17 protein-coding genes and 1 riboswitch are annotated in these 16744 nt (G+C 72.5%); of the genes, 10 read left to right on the forward strand and 7 right to left on the reverse strand.

Translation table 11 applies throughout. The features are described from left to right. Positions 1 to 104 precede the first annotated feature (104 nt). Positions 105 to 1076, reverse strand: coding sequence for a glucosyl-3-phosphoglycerate synthase (locus MXD57_RS03010; RefSeq protein ID WP_250399677.1), 972 nt, complete (start codon positions 1074 to 1076; stop codon positions 105 to 107). 160 nt (positions 1077 to 1236) lie between these two features. Then, positions 1237 to 1378: riboswitch (SAM riboswitch) on the forward strand. Positions 1379 to 1395: 17 nt separating this feature from the next. On the opposite strand from MXD57_RS03010, the gene thrC reads away from it, so the two are divergent. The 5 genes from thrC (at position 1396) to MXD57_RS03035 (ending at position 6895) form a co-directional block, all read left to right on the forward strand. Beyond that, entirely contained in the window at positions 1396 to 2679 is a 1284-nt protein-coding gene (thrC, locus tag MXD57_RS03015; RefSeq protein WP_250399678.1) for a threonine synthase, read from the forward strand. Continuing rightward, positions 2676 to 2951, forward strand: a complete 276-nt coding sequence (locus tag MXD57_RS03020; RefSeq protein WP_250399679.1) for a MoaD/ThiS family protein — start codon at positions 2676 to 2678, stop codon at positions 2949 to 2951. Before thrC ends, MXD57_RS03020 begins: the two co-directional genes overlap by 4 nt. Positions 2952 to 3394: 443 nt before the next feature. After that, positions 3395 to 3598: a cold-shock protein gene (locus MXD57_RS03025; RefSeq protein ID WP_004929928.1), complete on the forward strand. Its 204-nt coding sequence runs from the start codon at positions 3395 to 3397 to the stop codon at positions 3596 to 3598. Between the two features lie 346 nt (positions 3599 to 3944). Further along, positions 3945 to 5567, forward strand: coding sequence for a chaperonin GroEL (gene groL / locus MXD57_RS03030; protein ID WP_250399680.1), 1623 nt, complete (start codon positions 3945 to 3947; stop codon positions 5565 to 5567). 203 nt (positions 5568 to 5770) lie between these two features. Beyond that, the gene (locus MXD57_RS03035) at positions 5771 to 6895 is read left to right on the forward strand and encodes an NADH:flavin oxidoreductase (protein WP_250399681.1); all 1125 of its coding nucleotides are present in this window, start codon (positions 5771 to 5773) and stop codon (positions 6893 to 6895) included. 223 nt (positions 6896 to 7118) lie between these two features. Here MXD57_RS03035 and MXD57_RS03040 read toward each other — a convergent pair whose 3' ends face one another. The 3 genes from MXD57_RS03040 to MXD57_RS03050 all read right to left on the reverse strand — a co-directional run bounded on the left by MXD57_RS03040 (position 7119) and on the right by MXD57_RS03050 (position 9670). Further along, the gene (locus tag MXD57_RS03040; RefSeq protein WP_250399682.1) at positions 7119 to 7694 is read right to left on the reverse strand and encodes a hypothetical protein; all 576 of its coding nucleotides are present in this window, start codon (positions 7692 to 7694) and stop codon (positions 7119 to 7121) included. 112 nt (positions 7695 to 7806) lie between these two features. Further along, positions 7807 to 8730 (reverse strand): N-acetylmuramic acid 6-phosphate etherase, encoded by a 924-nt coding sequence (gene murQ / locus MXD57_RS03045; protein ID WP_250399683.1) that lies wholly within the window; start codon positions 8728 to 8730, stop codon positions 7807 to 7809. A gap of 34 nt (positions 8731 to 8764) precedes the next feature. Further along, the gene (locus MXD57_RS03050; protein ID WP_250399684.1) at positions 8765 to 9670 is read right to left on the reverse strand and encodes a MurR/RpiR family transcriptional regulator; all 906 of its coding nucleotides are present in this window, start codon (positions 9668 to 9670) and stop codon (positions 8765 to 8767) included. Positions 9671 to 9726: 56 nt separating this feature from the next. Here MXD57_RS03050 and MXD57_RS03055 point away from each other — a divergent pair, with 56 nt between their 5' ends. After that, entirely contained in the window at positions 9727 to 10110 is a 384-nt protein-coding gene (locus tag MXD57_RS03055) for a hypothetical protein (protein ID WP_250399685.1), read from the forward strand. A 7-nt stretch (positions 10111 to 10117) separates the two neighbouring features. Continuing rightward, positions 10118 to 10396, forward strand: a complete 279-nt coding sequence (locus MXD57_RS03060) for a DUF4031 domain-containing protein (RefSeq protein ID WP_250399686.1) — start codon at positions 10118 to 10120, stop codon at positions 10394 to 10396. Here the strand turns inward: MXD57_RS03060 and MXD57_RS03065 are convergent. After that, complete coding sequence (locus tag MXD57_RS03065; RefSeq protein WP_250399687.1) at positions 10378 to 11454, reverse strand: GNAT family N-acetyltransferase; 1077 nt, start codon at positions 11452 to 11454, stop codon at positions 10378 to 10380. The two genes, MXD57_RS03060 and MXD57_RS03065, sit on opposite strands and share 19 nt — an antisense overlap. Positions 11455 to 11528: 74 nt before the next feature. Beyond that, positions 11529 to 12173 carry an HD domain-containing protein gene (locus MXD57_RS03070; RefSeq protein ID WP_250399688.1) on the reverse strand — a complete coding sequence of 215 codons (645 nt, stop codon included), beginning with the start codon at positions 12171 to 12173 and terminating at the stop codon, positions 11529 to 11531. A 253-nt stretch (positions 12174 to 12426) separates the two neighbouring features. On the opposite strand from MXD57_RS03070, the gene MXD57_RS03075 reads away from it, so the two are divergent. Together MXD57_RS03075 and MXD57_RS03080 are read left to right on the forward strand one after the other, a co-directional pair. After that, positions 12427 to 13104, forward strand: coding sequence for a maleylpyruvate isomerase family mycothiol-dependent enzyme (locus tag MXD57_RS03075; RefSeq protein WP_250399689.1), 678 nt, complete (start codon positions 12427 to 12429; stop codon positions 13102 to 13104). A 91-nt stretch (positions 13105 to 13195) separates the two neighbouring features. Further along, entirely contained in the window at positions 13196 to 13906 is a 711-nt protein-coding gene (locus MXD57_RS03080) for a copper homeostasis protein CutC (protein WP_250399690.1), read from the forward strand. Positions 13907 to 14142: 236 nt separating this feature from the next. On the opposite strand, the gene MXD57_RS03085 is transcribed toward MXD57_RS03080, so the two are convergent. Next, positions 14143 to 16227, reverse strand: coding sequence for a HelD family protein (locus MXD57_RS03085; RefSeq protein ID WP_374114645.1), 2085 nt, complete (start codon positions 16225 to 16227; stop codon positions 14143 to 14145). A gap of 306 nt (positions 16228 to 16533) precedes the next feature. Here MXD57_RS03085 and MXD57_RS03090 point away from each other — a divergent pair, with 306 nt between their 5' ends. After that, the gene (locus MXD57_RS03090) at positions 16534 to 16716 is read left to right on the forward strand and encodes a hypothetical protein (RefSeq protein ID WP_250399691.1); all 183 of its coding nucleotides are present in this window, start codon (positions 16534 to 16536) and stop codon (positions 16714 to 16716) included. Positions 16717 to 16744 lie beyond the last annotated feature (28 nt).

Consider the following 16744-nt stretch of genomic DNA (forward strand, 5'->3'; position numbering starts at 1 on the left):
CTCAACCTAGCCCGGCCCGGAAACGCTCAAACGTACGCTCCGCCCCGGAAGGGGGCCGTATACAGCCGTTCTTCCGCGTTCACCGCACCGCTCACCCGGGTCGCTCACGCCACCTTGCGGTGCGCGTACTCCGCGATCTCCACCATCGGCGGCCGCTCCTCGGTGTCCACCGGGTGGGTGCGCGGCTCGAACCCGTCCTCGCCCCGCTCGAACTGGGTGAGCGAGGGCCGTACGAGGTGGCCGCGGGCCAGCCGGAGCTGGGCGGTGCGGTAGATCGCCGCCGCCATCCGGCCGAGCGCCTGCCCGTCCTGGTGCCGGTGCCTGCGCACCCCGACGTCCACCTGGGCCAGCGCGTCCAGGCCCACCAGGTGCAGCGCGTCCACCAGCATGCCCAGCTCCACGCCGTAGCCCACCGGGAACGGAAGCTGCTCCAGCAGCGCGCGGCGGGCCGCGTACTCCCCGCCCAGCGGCTGCACGAAGCCGGCGAGCTGCGGCCAGTGCATGTTCAGCAGCGGGCGGGCCATCAGCTCGGTGACCCGGCCGCCCTGCCCGGCGGCGGTCGTGCCGGGGGCGGGCCCGGCGGGCACGGTCAGCGGACGGTCGTACATGGCCTTGACCAGGTCGACGTCCGGATCGGTGAGCAGTGGGCCGACGATGCCCAGGACGAAGTCGGAGGAGAACTCCCTCAGGTCGGCGTCGACGAAGCAGACGATGTCCCCGCTCGTCGCCAGCAGCGAGCGCCACAGCACCTCGCCCTTGCCGGGGACGGCCGGTATGCGCGGCAGGACGCTGTCGCGGTGCACCACCCGGGCGCCGGCCGCGGCGGCGACCTCCGCGGTGCGGTCGGTGGAGCCGGAGTCGACGACGACGACCTCGTCGACCAGGGGGGCCTGCCGCACGAGGTCGCGACGGATGACGGCGACGATGTCGCCGACCGTCTCCTCCTCGTTGAGCGCGGGCAGGACGACGGAGACGGACTGCCCGGTGCGCTGCTTGGCGGCCAGGACGCCGTGCAGCGGGCGGTCGGCCACGGACCAGGAGCGGGTGGCCAGCCAGCGCTCGACTTCTTCCAGCACGGTCTGCGGCTCCTCACTGTCGTGATCACACCTGTTGCGGGGGGTGATGCATCTCGCGGTTCGGACGACTATCTCAACTGTCCCGGCCGTCGGTTACAGTCTTGAACAACGCCGGTGACCATCGCATGTCGTGGTCCGACCGGCGTCCACAACCGAATACCGCTCATCCAGAGGGGCAGAGGGACACGGCCCGATGAAGCCCCGGCAACCCCCCTGAGCCGCACTCGTTTCGCGCGAGGCTCCCGGCCAGGGAAGGTGCCAAATCCGTCTCACGGCGAGATGCGTCGTGAGGAAGATGAGGAGAAAGGGCCTCGCCTCCATGGCTGTGCAGACAGTTGCAAGCACCAGCAATCCCGCCGTCGACCTCGGTCCCGCCGCTGCCCTGAGCTGTCGCGAATGCGGCCACCGGGTACCCCTCGGACCGGTCTTCGCGTGCGAGGAGTGTTTCGGCCCGCTGGAGATCGCCTACGACTTCTCCGCCTACGACAGCGAGGAACTGCGCCGGCGCATCGAGGCGGGCCCCGCGAACATCTGGCGCTACGCGCCCCTGCTGCCCGTCCCCTCCGACGTGGCCGGGAAGCCGAACCTCAACCCCGGCTGGACCGAGCTCGTCAAGGCCGACAACCTGGCCCGCGAGCTGGGCGTCACCGGCGGGCTGTACGTGAAGGACGACTCCGGCAACCCGACGCACTCCTTCAAGGACCGCGTCGTCGCCCAGGCCCTGGAGGCCGCGCGCGCCTTCGGCTTCACCACCCTGTCCTGCTCCTCCACCGGCAACCTCGCCGGCGCCGTCGGCGCCGCCGCCGCCCGGGCCGGCTTCCGTTCCTGCGTGTTCATCCCGCACGACCTGGAGCAGGGCAAGGTCGTCATGGCCGCGGTGTACGGCGGCGAACTCGTCGGCATCGAGGGCAACTACGACGACGTGAACCGTTTCTGCTCCGAGCTGATCGGCGATCCCGCCGGTGAGGGCTGGGGCTTCGTCAACGTCAACCTGCGGCCGTACTACGCCGAGGGCTCCAAGACGCTGGCGTACGAGATCTGCGAGCAGCTCGGCTGGCGGCTGCCGGACCAGATCGTGGTCCCGATCGCCTCCGGCTCCCAGCTCACCAAGATCGACAAGGGTCTGCAGGAGCTGATCGGGCTCGGCCTGGTCGAGGACAGGCCGTACAAGATCTTCGGCGCCCAGGCCGCGGGCTGCTCGCCGGTGTCGACCGCGTACAAGGCGGGCCACGACGTCGTGCGGCCGCAGAAGCCCGACACCATCGCCAAGTCCCTCGCCATCGGCAACCCGGCCGACGGGCCGTACGTCCTGGACATCGCCCGCCGCACCGGCGGAGCGGTGGAGGACGTGACGGACGAGGAGGTCGTGGACGCCATCAAGCTGCTGGCCCGGACCGAGGGCATCTTCGCGGAGACGGCGGGCGGGGTGACCGTCGGCGTCACCCGCAAGCTGCTCAAGGAGGGTGTGCTGGATCCGGCGAAGACCACCGTCGTCCTCAACACCGGCGACGGCCTCAAGACCCTCGACGCGGTGGCCGGCACCGGCCTCACCGCCACCATCCGCCCGAACCTGGACTCCTTCCGAGAGGCTGGCCTCGCATGAGCGTGACCGTTCGCATCCCCACCATCCTGCGCACCTACACCGGCGGGCAGGCCGAGGTCGCCGCCGAGGGCGCGAACCTCGCCGAGGTCATCGAGAACCTGGAGAAGAACCACACCGGGATCGCCGCGCGGGTGCTGGACGACCAGGGCAGGCTGCGCCGCTTCGTCAACGTGTACGTCAACGACGACGACGTCCGTTTCGAGCAGGGGCTGCAGACGGCGACCCCGGACGGCGCCGGTGTCTCCATCATTCCGGCCGTCGCCGGCGGCTGACAGAATGACCGATCATTACCTTTGGTAACGCCGGTTACCGATTGTTCATTGAATGGCCCCCTCCGCGAGAGAAGCGGAGGGGGCCAATCTATGTGATTGAGCACGGTAGAGTTGGGGAACCCGCTCCCGGGCCGTGGGACGGGGGCCTTGGATTCACCGCGGCGCACCCGGCGAGAAGTAGCCAAACTGTGGGTGTTTTATGCGGCTTTTGCGCATTTCATGGGGCCCGACTTGCCCTGAATTCGGACGAATTTACGCTACATTCCGGACCGTTGACGTCCATATTTCTCGTCCGATTGACCTGTTGCAGAGGGCAGTTGGGCAGATACATTCAGCGGCGGTCGACGCGTTCCGGCGCACGCCCCCGACCAATGGGGGGTGAGGTCTGACCCGGGTCCGCGAAGTGTGGATCTGTGCAAGGGCCAGTAATAGGGGAGTTAGGCATGGCTCAGGGCACCGTCAAGTGGTTCAACGCGGAGAAGGGGTACGGCTTCATCGCGGTCGACGGTGGTGCGGACGTATTCGTCCACTACAGCGCCATTCAGATGGACGGCTACCGCACCCTGGAAGAGGGTCAGCGGGTGGAGTTCGAGATCTCGCAGGGCCAGAAGGGCCCGCAGGCCGACATGGTTCGCCTCAGCGCCTGAACGCTGCTTGCACGAAGGGCCCGCACCTCGCACAGGGTGCGGGCCCTTCGCCGTGCCCGCGGCGGGACCTCGCCCGCGGGGCCGGCGGCGCCCGCGGGGCCCCGGGGCGCGCCCCCCTGTTCGCCCGGGGCTGAGTGTGTCCGCAACCCCCGGGAGGCGCTTGCACTCGACCATGCCGAGTGCTAATCATTGCGTTAGCACTCTGAAGGTGAGAGTGACAGAAGGACCGGGTCGGTGAGGCCCGCGGGCCAAGTGGGGCAAGGAACCACGCGGCCGGCGAGCCGTCCGTCGCGGGCGCGGGCGCGGTCCGAAGGAATCACCCCCAGTCCTGGAGGGACCACTTCACATGGCCAAGATCATCGCGTTCGACGAGGAGGCGCGGCGCGGCCTCGAGCGCGGCATGAACCAGCTCGCGGACGCCGTCAAGGTGACGCTCGGCCCCAAGGGCCGCAACGTCGTCCTCGAGAAGAAGTGGGGCGCCCCCACGATCACCAACGATGGTGTCTCCATCGCCAAGGAGATCGAGCTCGAGGACCCGTACGAGAAGATCGGCGCCGAGCTGGTCAAGGAAGTCGCCAAGAAGACAGACGACGTCGCCGGTGACGGTACGACCACCGCGACCGTGCTCGCCCAGGCCCTCGTCCGGGAAGGCCTGCGCAACGTCGCCGCCGGCGCCAACCCGATGGCCCTGAAGCGCGGTATCGAGAAGGCCGTCGAGTCCGTCTCCGCCGCCCTGCTGGAGCAGGCGAAGGACGTCGAGACCAAGGAGCAGATCGCCTCCACCGCGTCCATCTCCGCCGCCGACACCCAGATCGGCGAGCTGATCGCCGAGGCCATGGACAAGGTCGGCAAGGAAGGCGTCATCACCGTCGAGGAGTCGCAGACCTTCGGTCTCGAGCTCGAGCTCACCGAGGGCATGCGCTTCGACAAGGGCTACATCTCCGCCTACTTCGCGACCGACATGGAGCGCATGGAGGCGTCGCTCGAGGACCCGTACATCCTCATCGCCAACTCCAAGATCGGCTCCGTCAAGGACCTGCTCCCGCTGCTGGAGAAGGTCATGCAGTCGGGCAAGCCGCTGCTGATCATCGCCGAGGACGTCGAGGGCGAGGCCCTGTCGACCCTGGTGGTCAACAAGATCCGCGGCACCTTCAAGTCCGTCGCCGTCAAGGCTCCGGGCTTCGGCGACCGCCGCAAGGCCATGCTCGGCGACATCGCCATCCTCACGGGCGGCGAGGTCATCTCCGAGGAGGTCGGCCTCAAGCTGGAGAACGCGACCCTGGACCTCCTGGGCCGCGCCCGCAAGGTCGTCATCACCAAGGACGAGACCACCATCGTCGACGGTGCCGGCTCCTCGGACCAGGTCAACGGCCGTGTGAACCAGATCCGCGCCGAGATCGAGAACAGCGACTCGGACTACGACCGCGAGAAGCTGCAGGAGCGCCTGGCGAAGCTCGCCGGCGGTGTCGCGGTCATCAAGGCCGGTGCCGCCACCGAGGTGGAGCTCAAGGAGCGCAAGCACCGCATCGAGGACGCCGTCCGCAACGCGAAGGCCGCCGTCGAGGAGGGCATCGTCGCCGGTGGTGGCGTGGCCCTGCTGCAGGCCTCCCAGGTCTTCGAGAAGCTGGAGCTCGAGGGTGACGAGGCGACCGGCGCCCAGGCCGTGAAGCTCGCGCTCGAGGCCCCGCTGAAGCAGATCGCCGTCAACGCCGGCCTCGAGGGCGGTGTCGTGGTGGAGAAGGTGCGCAACCTGACCCCGGGCCACGGCCTGAACGCCGCGACCGGCGAGTACGTCGACCTGGTCGCCGAGGGCATCATCGACCCGGCGAAGGTGACCCGTTCCGCGCTGCAGAACGCCGCTTCCATCGCCGCGCTGTTCCTCACCACCGAGGCCGTCATCGCCGACAAGCCGGAGAAGGCCCCCGCGGCCGCTCCGGGCGGCATGCCGGGCGGTGACATGGACTTCTGATCCCGCGCGGATCGGCCTGTCCTTTCCGAGGGCGGCACTCCCTGCCACGGCAGGGGGTGCCGCCCTCGGGCGTGTCCGGGATCACAGCGCTCCCCGGCCCCGACGGGAATGCGCGACCGCCGCTGGGAGGTTGCTTAAGGAGCTGCAACAATGCGTGCGCACATACCAGTCGGTTTACCGAGTCGTCCCCGAGGAGCCCCCACGTGACCGTCACGCCGCCTCCCGCGTCCCGCGCGGCCCAGATCCTCTCCCGCCCGATCACCCTGGGCGGTCTCACCGTCCCCAACCGCATCGTGATGGCGCCGATGACCCGGATGTTCTCCCCGGGCGGCGTTCCCGGCGAGGACGTGGTGTCCTACTACGCCCGGCGTGCCGCGGCGGGCGTCGGCCTGATCGTCACCGAGGGCACCTACGTCGGCCACGAGTCGGCCGGCGGCAGCAGCCGTGTGCCCCGGTTCCACGGCGAGGAGCAGCTCGCCGGCTGGGCGAAGGTCGTCGAGGCGGTGCACGAGGCGGGCGGCACCATCGTGCCGCAGCTCTGGCACATCGGCACGGTGCGCAAGCAGGGCCAGAACCCCAACCCGGACGCCCCCTCGCACGGCCCCTCCGGGCTGCGCGTCGACGGCGCCGAGGACGCCACGCCGATGACCCAGGACGACATCGACGCCGTCGTCGGCGCCTTCGCCCAGGCCGCGGCCGACGCCGAGCGCATCGGCTTCGACGGCGTGGAGCTGCACGGCGCCCACGGCTACCTGCTCGACCAGTTCCTGTGGGAGGGCACCAACCGCCGTACCGACGCCTACGGCGGCGACCCGGTCGCCCGCACCACCTTCGCCGCGCAGATCGTGGCGGCCGTCCGCGCCGCCGTCTCCCCGGACTTCCCGGTCATCTTCCGCTTCTCGCAGTGGAAGCAGGAGGCCTACGACGCCCGTCTCGCCGAGACCCCCGAGGAGCTGGAGGCCATCCTCGCCCCGCTGGTCGCCGCCGGTGTCGACGTCTTCCACGCCTCCACCCGCCGCTACTGGGTCCCCGAGTTCGAGGGCTCCGACCTGAACCTCGCCGGCTGGACGAAGAAGCTCACCGGCAAGCCGGTCATCAGCGTCGGCTCGGTCGGCCTCGACGGCGACTTCATCACCGCCTTCCAGGGCCAGGGCTCCGAGGTCAAGGGCATCGACAACCTGCTGGACCGCCTGGAGGACGAGGAGTTCGACATGGTCGCCGTCGGCCGCGCCCTGCTCCAGGACCCCGAATGGGCGGCCAAGGTGCTCGACGACCGCTTCGACGAGCTGAAGCCGTACGACGCGGCGGCCCTGCAGACCCTGAGCTGACGGCCAGGGGAGGCCCGGGGGCCTTCCGCCCGGATCAGGCCGGATCCCTGATCGGGCCTGATCGGGCCTGATCAGGGAGCGGGGTCCGGTACCGGGGCACTGCGCTCGCCGCGCGCCGGCCGAGGGTCCCGGCACGTCCGGTACGGGGGCTTCCGGCCGGCACGCCGGGAGCACCCTGCGGACGCCGCTCCCCGACGGGCGGACCACCCCTCCGGTCACAGCACTAGAGGTTGCCCATCGGCTCGATGTCTACCTGGACGGGCGTCCCCCACACGCGCAGCACCTCGTAGTCGGTGAACTCGTGCACCAGCCGGTACGCCATCGCCGGCCGGGACCCGCGCCGCTGGGCGGCGAGATACGCCTCCGCCTCCCGCCGGTCCCGCCGGGGTGTCCCGCAGAGCTGCCACTCCCGCCCGTTCCACGCCTCCGGCAGCCACCGCTGCTGGGGCTGGGGGCGGTCGGCGCGCACTCCGTAGCGCGAGGACGTGCCGGCGGGCGCCTCTCCGGCCGGCGCCCGGCCCCCGCTCTGGTACTCCGAGCGCCGTGCGGCCCGCCTGCGGGTCTCGCAGAGCAGGCACAGGTCGGGCGCGCTCCTGTCGACGGGTCCGTGCGGATGCTCGGGGCAGCGGGTGCTGGGCGCCCCCGCCCCCACGGTCTCGTCCAGCAGGTCCAGGGCGCGCCGCAGATCGGCCTTGACCTCGTGCAGCCGGGCGTCCGGGGTGTCGGCGGAGAGGTTCTCCCCGTGCTCCCCGAGCAGCCTGAGAGCGCGTCCGAGGGCGGTGAGCTGGGCGTGGTTCATGTCGGTCCGCGCAGTCCTTCGGCTTCTTCCGGGGCCAGGGTGGTGCCGGCCGGGGCCGGCGGTTCGACGGTAACGCCCCGGCGGCATCGGTACGCCTCCCGCGGAGCGCCGGTCACGTGGCCGTGGCTCCCAGCGCCGCGCGCAGATGGCCGGCGGAGTCCGCCAGGCGCCGGACGGCCGTGGGGCCGTCGACACCGGCGAGGACGATCAGGATCGCGGTCTTCACCTCGCCGCCGGCCTCGGTGAGCGCCCGCTCGATCTCCTCGTCGCAGGCCCCGGTGGCCAGGGACACGATGCGCCGGGAGCGGGCCCGCAGCTTGGCGTTGGAGGCGCGGACGTCGACCATCAGGTTCCCGTACGTCTTGCCGAGCCGGATCATCGTGATCGTCGACAGCATGTTGAGCACCAGTTTCTGTGCCGTGCCGGCCTTCAACCGGGTGGATCCGGTGAGCAGTTCGGGCCCGACGACGACCTCGATGCCATGCTCCGCGGCGGCCGCGAGCGGGCTGTGGGCGTTGCAGGACAGGCCGACGGTCAGGGCGCCGAGCGAGCGGGCGTGCTCGACGGCGCCGACGGCGTACGGGGTGCGGCCGGAGGCGGAGACGCCGACCACGGTGTCCTCGGGCCGGATCTTCAGCGCGTCCAGGTCCTCCTGGGCCAGTTCCGCGGAGTCCTCGGCGCCCTCGACCGAGGTGACCATCGCCTCGGGGCCGCCCGCGATCAGGCCGGCCACCTGGCCGGGCTCGGTGTTGAAGGTGGGCGGGCACTCGGAGGCGTCGAGGACGCCGAGCCGCCCGGCGGTGCCGGCGCCCGCGTAGACCAGGCGCCCGCCGTGCGCCATGCGCTCGGCCAGGGCGTCGATGGCGGCGGCGATCTGCGGCAGGCGCGCGGCGACGGCGGCGGGCACACCGGTGTCCTCGCCGTTCATGAGGCGGGCGATGTCGAGGGTGGGCAGCCGGTCGATCTCCGCGAGTTCCGGCCGGAAGGCTTCGGTGGTGAGGGACTCCAGCTCGTTGTGCAGGTCATGGGAGGTCATGGGGGGTGGCTCTCTCCGATTCGCGTGCTTGCACTCACCTGGGGGTGGAGCGGTGCCGGTGCGCCAGCGCCTCGTAGGACGCGGCCAGCGCGGGCGCCGCACTGTCGTACGTCCGCTGTGCCACCCCGACGAACAGGCAGTCCACCACCAGGAGCTGACTCGTCCGGGAGGACATCGCGGCGGGCCGCAGCTCCGTCTCCCGTGACGTGGACGTCGTCAGTACGTGGTCGGCGTACTGCGTCACCGGCGAGTCGGGCCTGCCGGTGATGGCGACGGTGGTCGCCCCGCGGTCGAACGCGACCCGGAGCGGCTCGATGACGTCGCCGGTGGAACCCGAGTGGGTGATGGCGATCGCCACATCACCCGGGCGCAGTTGCACCGCGTTGGTCACGGCGAGGTGCGGATCGCTGTGCGCGTGGGCTATGAGCCCGATCCGCAGCAGCTTCTGGGTGAGGTCCTGGGCGACGAGCCCGGAGGCGCCGATCCCGTACACATCGGTGCGGCGGGCGCCCGCGAGTGCGGTGACGGCCGCGCCGAGCTGCGCGGTGTCGAGTCCGGCGGCGGTGTCGGCGAGGGTCTGCTGCTCCTCGTAGGCGAGCTTGGCCACGACGTCGGCGATGGGGTCGTCCACCGCGATGTCCGTCGTGATCGCGGGTGCGCGGCCCGACTGCTGCTGGGCGGCGAGGCCGGCGAGGGCGAGGCGCAGATCACGGTATCCGGGGTAGCCGAGCAGGCGGGCGGTGCGGACGACCGTCGCCTCGCTGGTGCCGGTGAGTTCGGCGAGGCCGGTGACCGTGAGGGCGGCGCAGCCGGCCGGGTCGCCCGCGACGGCCTCGGCGACGCGCTGCATGGAACGGGTCATGGAGGGGGCGAGGGTGCGCACCTTCGCGGCGAGGGAGCCGCCCGGACCGCCGAAAATTTCCTTCACGTCCTGGGTCACCCATGAAAGATATTTTCGTTTCGGTCCCGCGGTCAAGAGTGCGCACAATGGGACCCATGGAGTCACTCACCCCGCTCGAGCAGGCCCTGCACGCGGCCCGCGCGCTGGTACTCGCCGATCTGGTCGCGGGCCGGGTCGCCGAGGCCGACGTGGTCTCCCTGGTGGAGAACTCCGTGGCCGAACGGCGCTGGTGGGTCGAGCAGTGGCCGGACGGCGCGCCCTTCCTGCCCGGACTGGTGGCGCAGGACGTCCAGGACGCGCTGCTGGAGCGGTACGGCCGCTGGCCGTTGTGCCCGGTGTGCGGCTCGGGCGACCCGCACGCCCTGGACGTGGAACCGGAACTGGGGCCCGACCCGTACTGGGTGTGCCACGAGGCGGGCGTCCAGGTCGCCTCGGTGGGGTCGCTGGGGCGTGCCCTGGGCGAGGCGCAGTCCTCGTGAGGCGCCCGTGACCGTCTACGTCGACCCGCCGGCCTGGCCCGGCCACGGCCGCATGTGGTCGCACCTGGTCAGCGACGTGTCCTACGACGAACTGCACCTGTTCGCAGCCGGGTTGGGCATGCCCCGGCGGGCCTTCGAGCGCGACCACTACGACCTCCCGTCGCACCGGTACGCGGACGCGGTGGCCGCCGGGGCGGTGCAGGTCAGCAGCCGTGAGGTGGTGCGGCTGCTGCGTGCGTCCGGGCTGCGCAGGCGCAAGCGGGCCGCTCAGCGCCGCAGTTCGTAGGCCAGCTCGGCGCCGCTGCCGTCCTCCTCGCTCACCCGCGTGAAGCCGGCCCGGCCCAGCACGGCCTGGGAGGCGGTGTTCTCCCGCTCGACGGTGGCGAACAGGGCGTCGACGTCGTCCCGGGCCAGCGCCCAGTCCGCCAGCGCGCGCACGGCCTCCGTGGCGTACCCCTGCCCGCGGGCACCCTCCACCAGGTCGTAGCCGATCTCCACCCGGCCGTCCTCGTCCGGCGCGCTGTGGAAGCCGATACCGCCGATCGCGCGGCCGTCCTCCTCGCGTACGAGGGCGAAGACCCCGAACTCCGGTCGGTGCACCCCGCCTTCGTACGCCTTCACCAGGAAGCCGGCGGCCTCCCGCGTGCCCTCGTAGGGTTCGCCCCCGAGCCAGTCCAGGCCTCCGTCGCCGCCCAGCCGAAGATCCCGTGCGACGGCCGGACGCACGCCGACCAGATCGAACCGCTCGGCCGGGATGACGAGGTTGTTGCGCCAGCGCCACTCGGTGACCGGCGCCCTTCCCGGCAGCTCGCCCCGGCCGGTCGCCCAGAGCAGGGTCGGCCAGGCCGCCGGACCGGGCTGCACATGGGGGAAGAGCCAGCCGAGCACGGCCTCGGCGAGACCCTCCCGCGGCGTGTACTCGACGCCGAGTGCCCGGGCGACGTCGTGCGTGTGCAGCACCACCTCGGCGACGCCCATCGCGGCGAAGCCCGCGCGGTCCGCGGCGCGGAAGGGGTAGGGGTGGAAGGCGCGGACGTGCGGCGGGGTGGTGTGGACGGCGGCGGCGAGCAGCACACCGGTCGTCCGCACGACGTCCAGCAGGGCGGCGTTGCCGGTGCCCTCGTCGAGCCTGATGTCGAAGGGGACGTAGGCGTCCCGCGGCCGCCCGGCCAACTGCCCCGCGTAGGCGATCAGATCACTCGCGATGTGCTCCACGGTCGCCCGGCAGCTCCACTCCAGCCCGGCACCCCGCACCCCTGCCCAGTCCCGTTCCGCCACCGGCCCCAGCACCGCCAGGCACCCCTCGACGGCCTTCGTCACGTCGTCCCCGCTCACAGGTCGCATGGGGCGAACAGTAGGGGTGCGGTGGGCCGGGGGGCGACAGCATTTCCGGATTTCCGGCCGCGGGGCGGAGCCGTTCAGCCCGAGAGCAGGTCCAGTTCGCCCCCGAGGTTGTGGCGAGCCGTGCGCTCCCAGTGCTCCCGGCCGTGGGGGGTGTGGAACAGGCGGGGCAGGTCCAGGAGTTGGCGCAGGACGGCGGCTCGGCCCTCGCGGAAGACATCGCTGGGGACGAAGTGGTACTCCTCGCGGACCTCGGCCGTGTAGTGGGCGTACGCCGACGGGGGTGCGGCCAGGATCGCCAGGTCGGCGTCGCACAGGACCTGGCCGTCGGGGTCGTCGTCCGCGGGGTCGTGGGTGACGGTGAGGCGGACCAGGCGGGCGACCTCGGCCGTCCTCGGCGCCGGCACCCCCGCCTCGGGCAGCGCGCGTTCGGCCAGGGAGGCGGAGCGTTCCTCGTTCTCGGAGCGCTCGGGCAGGTAGACCGCGTCGTGGAACCAGGCGGCCAGCCGGACCGCGTCCGGGTCGGCCGCGTACCTCTCCAGCACGTCGATGTGGTCCAGGACCGCGGTGAGGTGGGTCAGCGTGTGGTAGCGGCGCTGCGGCTCCTGCCAGCGGCCCAGCAGGTTGTCGGCGTACGGGGTGGGATCGGGACCGCCGCCGGGGCCGCGGGCCCCCTCCAGGGCGCGGGCGAATCGGGCACGCAGGGTGTCGAGGTCGGCCATGCCCCCATTGTTCCGCGACGCGTGCCGGCCGGAACCCTCGGGCCCGTCGCCGTCGCCGCGGTCCCGCCCGTCTCGCGACGCCCCGCAGGCACGGGGGCCGCACCGGTCCCCGGCCCGCGCGCGTCCGGTACGAGGCTCGGGGCCCGGCACCCCTGGCCGAGGAGCGGGGGGTGCCGGGGCACGCACCCGACGCGGCGGGGCCCATCCACCGGACGGAGGACGGGAGTGGACGACAGGGCCTAGCGTGACCTCCATGACGACTCCTGCGGATGTGCACGACGTACGGGACCCCGAGCTGCCCGGCCGGCTGCTGAGCACCGAGAGGGACGTGTTGATACCGCTGTTGCGGGCACGGGAGGACGCGGACTTCGCGCTGCCGACCACCGGGTGTCCGGGGTGGACGGTGCGGGACGTGCTGGCGCACTGCTCGGCCGCGTTGACGCGGGTGGTGGAGGGCCGGTTCGAGCGGGGCGTGTTCTCGCCCGAGTCGAACGACCGGGACGTCGCCGAGCGCGCCGGGTGGACGAACGCCCGGATCGTGGACGAACTGGAGCGCGGGATGACCGAGGCGGGACCCGTGATCGCCGAGGCCGGCGGGGTGCTGGACGTGATCGCGCTCGGGGAGTGGGTGCACGCCGGGGACGTACGGGAGGTCCTGGGCGAGCCGGGGGCGTACGCGGGTGCCGGGCTGCCGGACGCGCTGGCGCTGCTGGCGTACGTCACGCGTGAGAAGGGGCACCTGCCGCTGCACGCCGACCTCGACGACACGGACGAGCCGCTGCGGCTGGGCGCCGTGGCGGGGGACGGCCCGCCGGCCCGGTACATCGGCGACGCGCCCACCCTCGTACGGCTGTACTCCGGGCGGCCGGTCTCCGGGGCGGAGTACGAGCTGGCGGGGGCGCGGGAGGGGGAGCTGAACATCTTCGGCTGAAGGGCGCACCCGGATCGGCGTAGTCTTGGATTGGACTAGACCTGTAGCCGTCGCTGAACCGCCGACGCGCAACGCCGATGAATGGGGTGCCATGAGCAAGCGTGCAGTCCTGGAGGTGATCGCCCTCGACGTCGAGGACGCGGTCGCGGCCCAGGCCGGAGGCGCGGACCGCCTGGAGCTGGTCACCGAGATGGCGGCCGACGGACTCACCCCGCCCGCCGCCACCGTCGCCGGGATCCGGGCCGCCGTCGGCATCGACCTGCGCGTGATGCTGCGGCTCGCGGACGGGTTCGCGGCCGGCGACGTGGACCGGCTGGTCCGGGTCGCGCACGAGATGCGGGAGGCCGGCGCGGACCAGTTCGTGCTCGGGTTCCTCGACCCGGCGGGCGGGGTGGACCTGGCCGCCGTCGAGCGGCTGGTGGACGCGCTGGACGGCTGCCGCTGGACCTTCCACCGGGCGATCGACCGCACCACCGACCGCGACACCCTGCGCCGCGGCGTCGCCGGTCTGCCCGGCCTGGACACCTATCTGACGGCCGGAGCCGCCGGGGGCGTGGACGAGGGGCTGCCGACGCTGCTCGCCGAGGCGGCGCTCGGCGGCAGGCCGGGCTACGAGCCGCAGATCATGGTGGGCGGCGGGCTGCGCCTCGACCATGTGCCGCGGCTGCGCGCCGCCGGGATCGAGGCGTTCCACATCGGCGGGGCGGCCCGCCCCGACGGGTGGCTCGGGCCCGTCTCGGCGACGGCGGTCGAGCAGTGGCGGTCGGTGCTCGACGAGGACGTGGCCCTGGCCCGTTCCTGAGGGCCGTCCCGTGGTCACCGGTCAATCGGCGCACGGCGCCGGAGGCGGTGCGCCGCGAGACGGCGGGGCGTCCTCGTGCCGGACCGGGCGGATTCGGGCGATCCGCCGACGCGGCGAGGTGCCGTGGCGGCCGGCGTGCGCCCGCCGGGGACCGCGGGACGGCCCGTGGTGCCGCGGCGGCCGGGATTCGCCCCCCGAGGAGCGGCGGCCGGTGAAGGTGCCCGCCGCGCGCGGCCTCATCCGCCGGACGGAACCCGGCCGGCGAGCTGCCCGGGCAGCGGGGCGGTGTGCGTCACCGTCAGGCCGGACACCGCTCGGGTCAGGGCCACGTACAGGCGGCGCAGCCCGGTGCGCTCGTCCGGTTCGCCGTCCACCACCGCCTGCGGCTCGTCCAGTACGACGTAGTCGTACTCCAGGCCCTTGGCGAGGGAGGCCGGCACCAGGGTGAGGCGGGTCTCGCGGGTGGTCTCCTCGCCCGGGGAGAGATGGGCGATCCCGGCCGCGGCCAGCGCCCCGGCCAGAACCGGGATACGGGCGTCCGCGGCGATCAGGCCCGTCGAGCCCTCGTGCCGCAGCGACTCCTCGCAGGCGGTGACCACTTCGGCCGGTCCGGAGATCGTGCGGACCTCGAAGAAGCCCGGGTTCTCCCGGACCGAGGCGACCGGCGTGAGGCCCGGGGCGATGTGCGGGAGCAGCCGGGAGGCGTAGGCGATGACGTCGGTGGGGACGCGGAAACCGGCCGTCAGCTCCTCGACGACCCCCTCGCGCTTGCCGAGATGGGCCAGCGCCTCCTCCCAGCTCCGGGTCGCCCACGGCGTGGTGCCCTGCGCCAGGTCGCCGAGGACGGTCGCGCTCCCCGTGGTGCAGCGGCGCCCGACGGCCCGGTACTGCATGGGGGACAGGTCCTGCGCCTCGTCCAGGACGACATGGCCCAGCGAGTGCGTGCGCTCGATCAGGTCGGCCGCCTCGTCGATCAGCACCGCGTCCGCCGCCGACCACCTCGCCGACCTCACGCCGCGCACCGGCCTGGCCCACAGGATCGCCTTCTGCTCGTCCTCGTCCAGGAGACCCTCGGCGTGCTCGGCGAGGAAGTCGGCGTCGCTCAGCAGCCGCAGGACGAGCTTCGCCGGTTCCACGGCGGGCCAGACCGCCTTCACGGCCGCCTTGACGGCGCCGTTGCGGGCGACCGTGTCCTGCACCCGGTCGTCCGGCGCCTCCCCGGCCCGCTCCATCCGGACCAGCACCGCGTGCGCGATCCGCTGCGGCAGGGCCGCGCGCGCGGCACCGTAGCGAATGTCCCGGTCCAGCAACTCGCGGACCAGTTCCTCCAGTTCGTACGCCGGTACCCGCCAGCGCCGCGAGCCGCGCACCACCACGACCGGTTCGGCGGGCATGCTCACATGGGAGTACAGGGCCCGGCGCAGCACCTCGGCGAGCCGGGCGTCGCCCTTGACCACGGCGGCGGCCGCGTCGTCCGTGCCGCGCACCTCCACCTGCGCGACCAGGTCGTCGACGGTCGCCTGCTGCACGGAGAGCTCGCCGAGTGCCGGCAGGACCTGCTCGATGTAGTGCAGGAACGACCGGTTCGGTCCGATGACCAGCGTGCCGGTGCGCGCGAGCCGCTCCCGGTGGGCGTAGAGGAGGTAGGCGACCCGGTGCAGGCCGACGGCCGTCTTCCCGGTGCCGGGGCCTCCCTGCACACAGACGGTCCCGCCGAGCCCGCTGCGGACGATCTCGTCCTGCTCGGGCTGGATGGTGGCCACGATGTCCCGCATCGGGCCGACACGCGGCCGCTCGATCTCCTGCTGGAGCAGTTTGCTGGTGGTGGCCGCCTCGGCCGGGTCGGACAGGTGCTCGTCCTCGTACGCGGTGAGGTCGCCGCCGGTGTAGCCGAAGCGGCGGCGCAGCGCGACGTCCATGGGGCTCTTCCTGGACGCGCGGTAGAACGGCTGCGACACCGGGGCACGCCAGTCGATGACCATGGGGTCGCCGCCGGCGTCGTGCACGTGCCGCCGCCCGATGTAGAACTGCTCGCCCTCCGCACCCTCGGCCCGCGAGGCCCCCGGGGCGTGCAGGTAGTCGAGCCGGCCGAAGAACAGCGGGGTGTCGCTGAGGTCCGCCAGTGCCTTGATGCGCTCGTCGATCTGGCGGGCGAGCACCGCTGCGTTGACCCAGTTGGCGGTGACGTCGCTGATGTCCAGCGCCTCGACGTCCTCGCGCATGGCGCGCAGGGCCGACCGGGACGACGCCAGGTGGGAGCGCTCTCGGGCCAGTGGGTCGCCGGGCGGGCCGTCGAGCTGTTCGTGGGCGGGCGTGGACAAGGGGGTGCCTCCGGGTGGGCCTGCTGCGTGGCTACGACGAGTGCCGTCGGTTTCGGGCCGGCGACGTTGCCGTCCGGTTTCCGGCCGGGCGGCGGCACTCCGAGAGGGAGGCGGGCAAGAGCGGAGATTTTAGGTGAGGGCCGGGGGTGGGGGCCAATGGATTTCGTCGCCCCGCGCGTTCCGCACCCCTGAGGGTGAGACCCGCCGGGTGGAGGGGAGCGCTCCACCCGGAGGACTGGACGCGGTGTGCGGAATCGGACCCGGAGACCGATTCCGGACACGCGCCCGAAGTTCCACCATGGAGACATGAGCGCAGCGACCGTGTCCCCAGCACCTGTCCGCCCCCCGTCCGGCGCCACGGCCATGGACGGCCCCCATCGCCACCTCCTCGGCAACGCCCTGCGCGCCGTCAAGGTGTTCGTGGAGGCCGCGTTCGGGGTCGTGATCCTCGGCGAGTACGGCGAGGAGGCGGGCGTACGCCGTAAGTGACGGCATAGGGTCACCTCCGTGCGGAAAC

Origin of the sequence: Streptomyces cellostaticus, assembly GCF_023630175.1 — a bacterium.
In the GTDB taxonomy this organism is placed as follows: Bacteria; Actinomycetota; Actinomycetes; order Streptomycetales; family Streptomycetaceae; genus Streptomyces; species Streptomyces cellostaticus_A.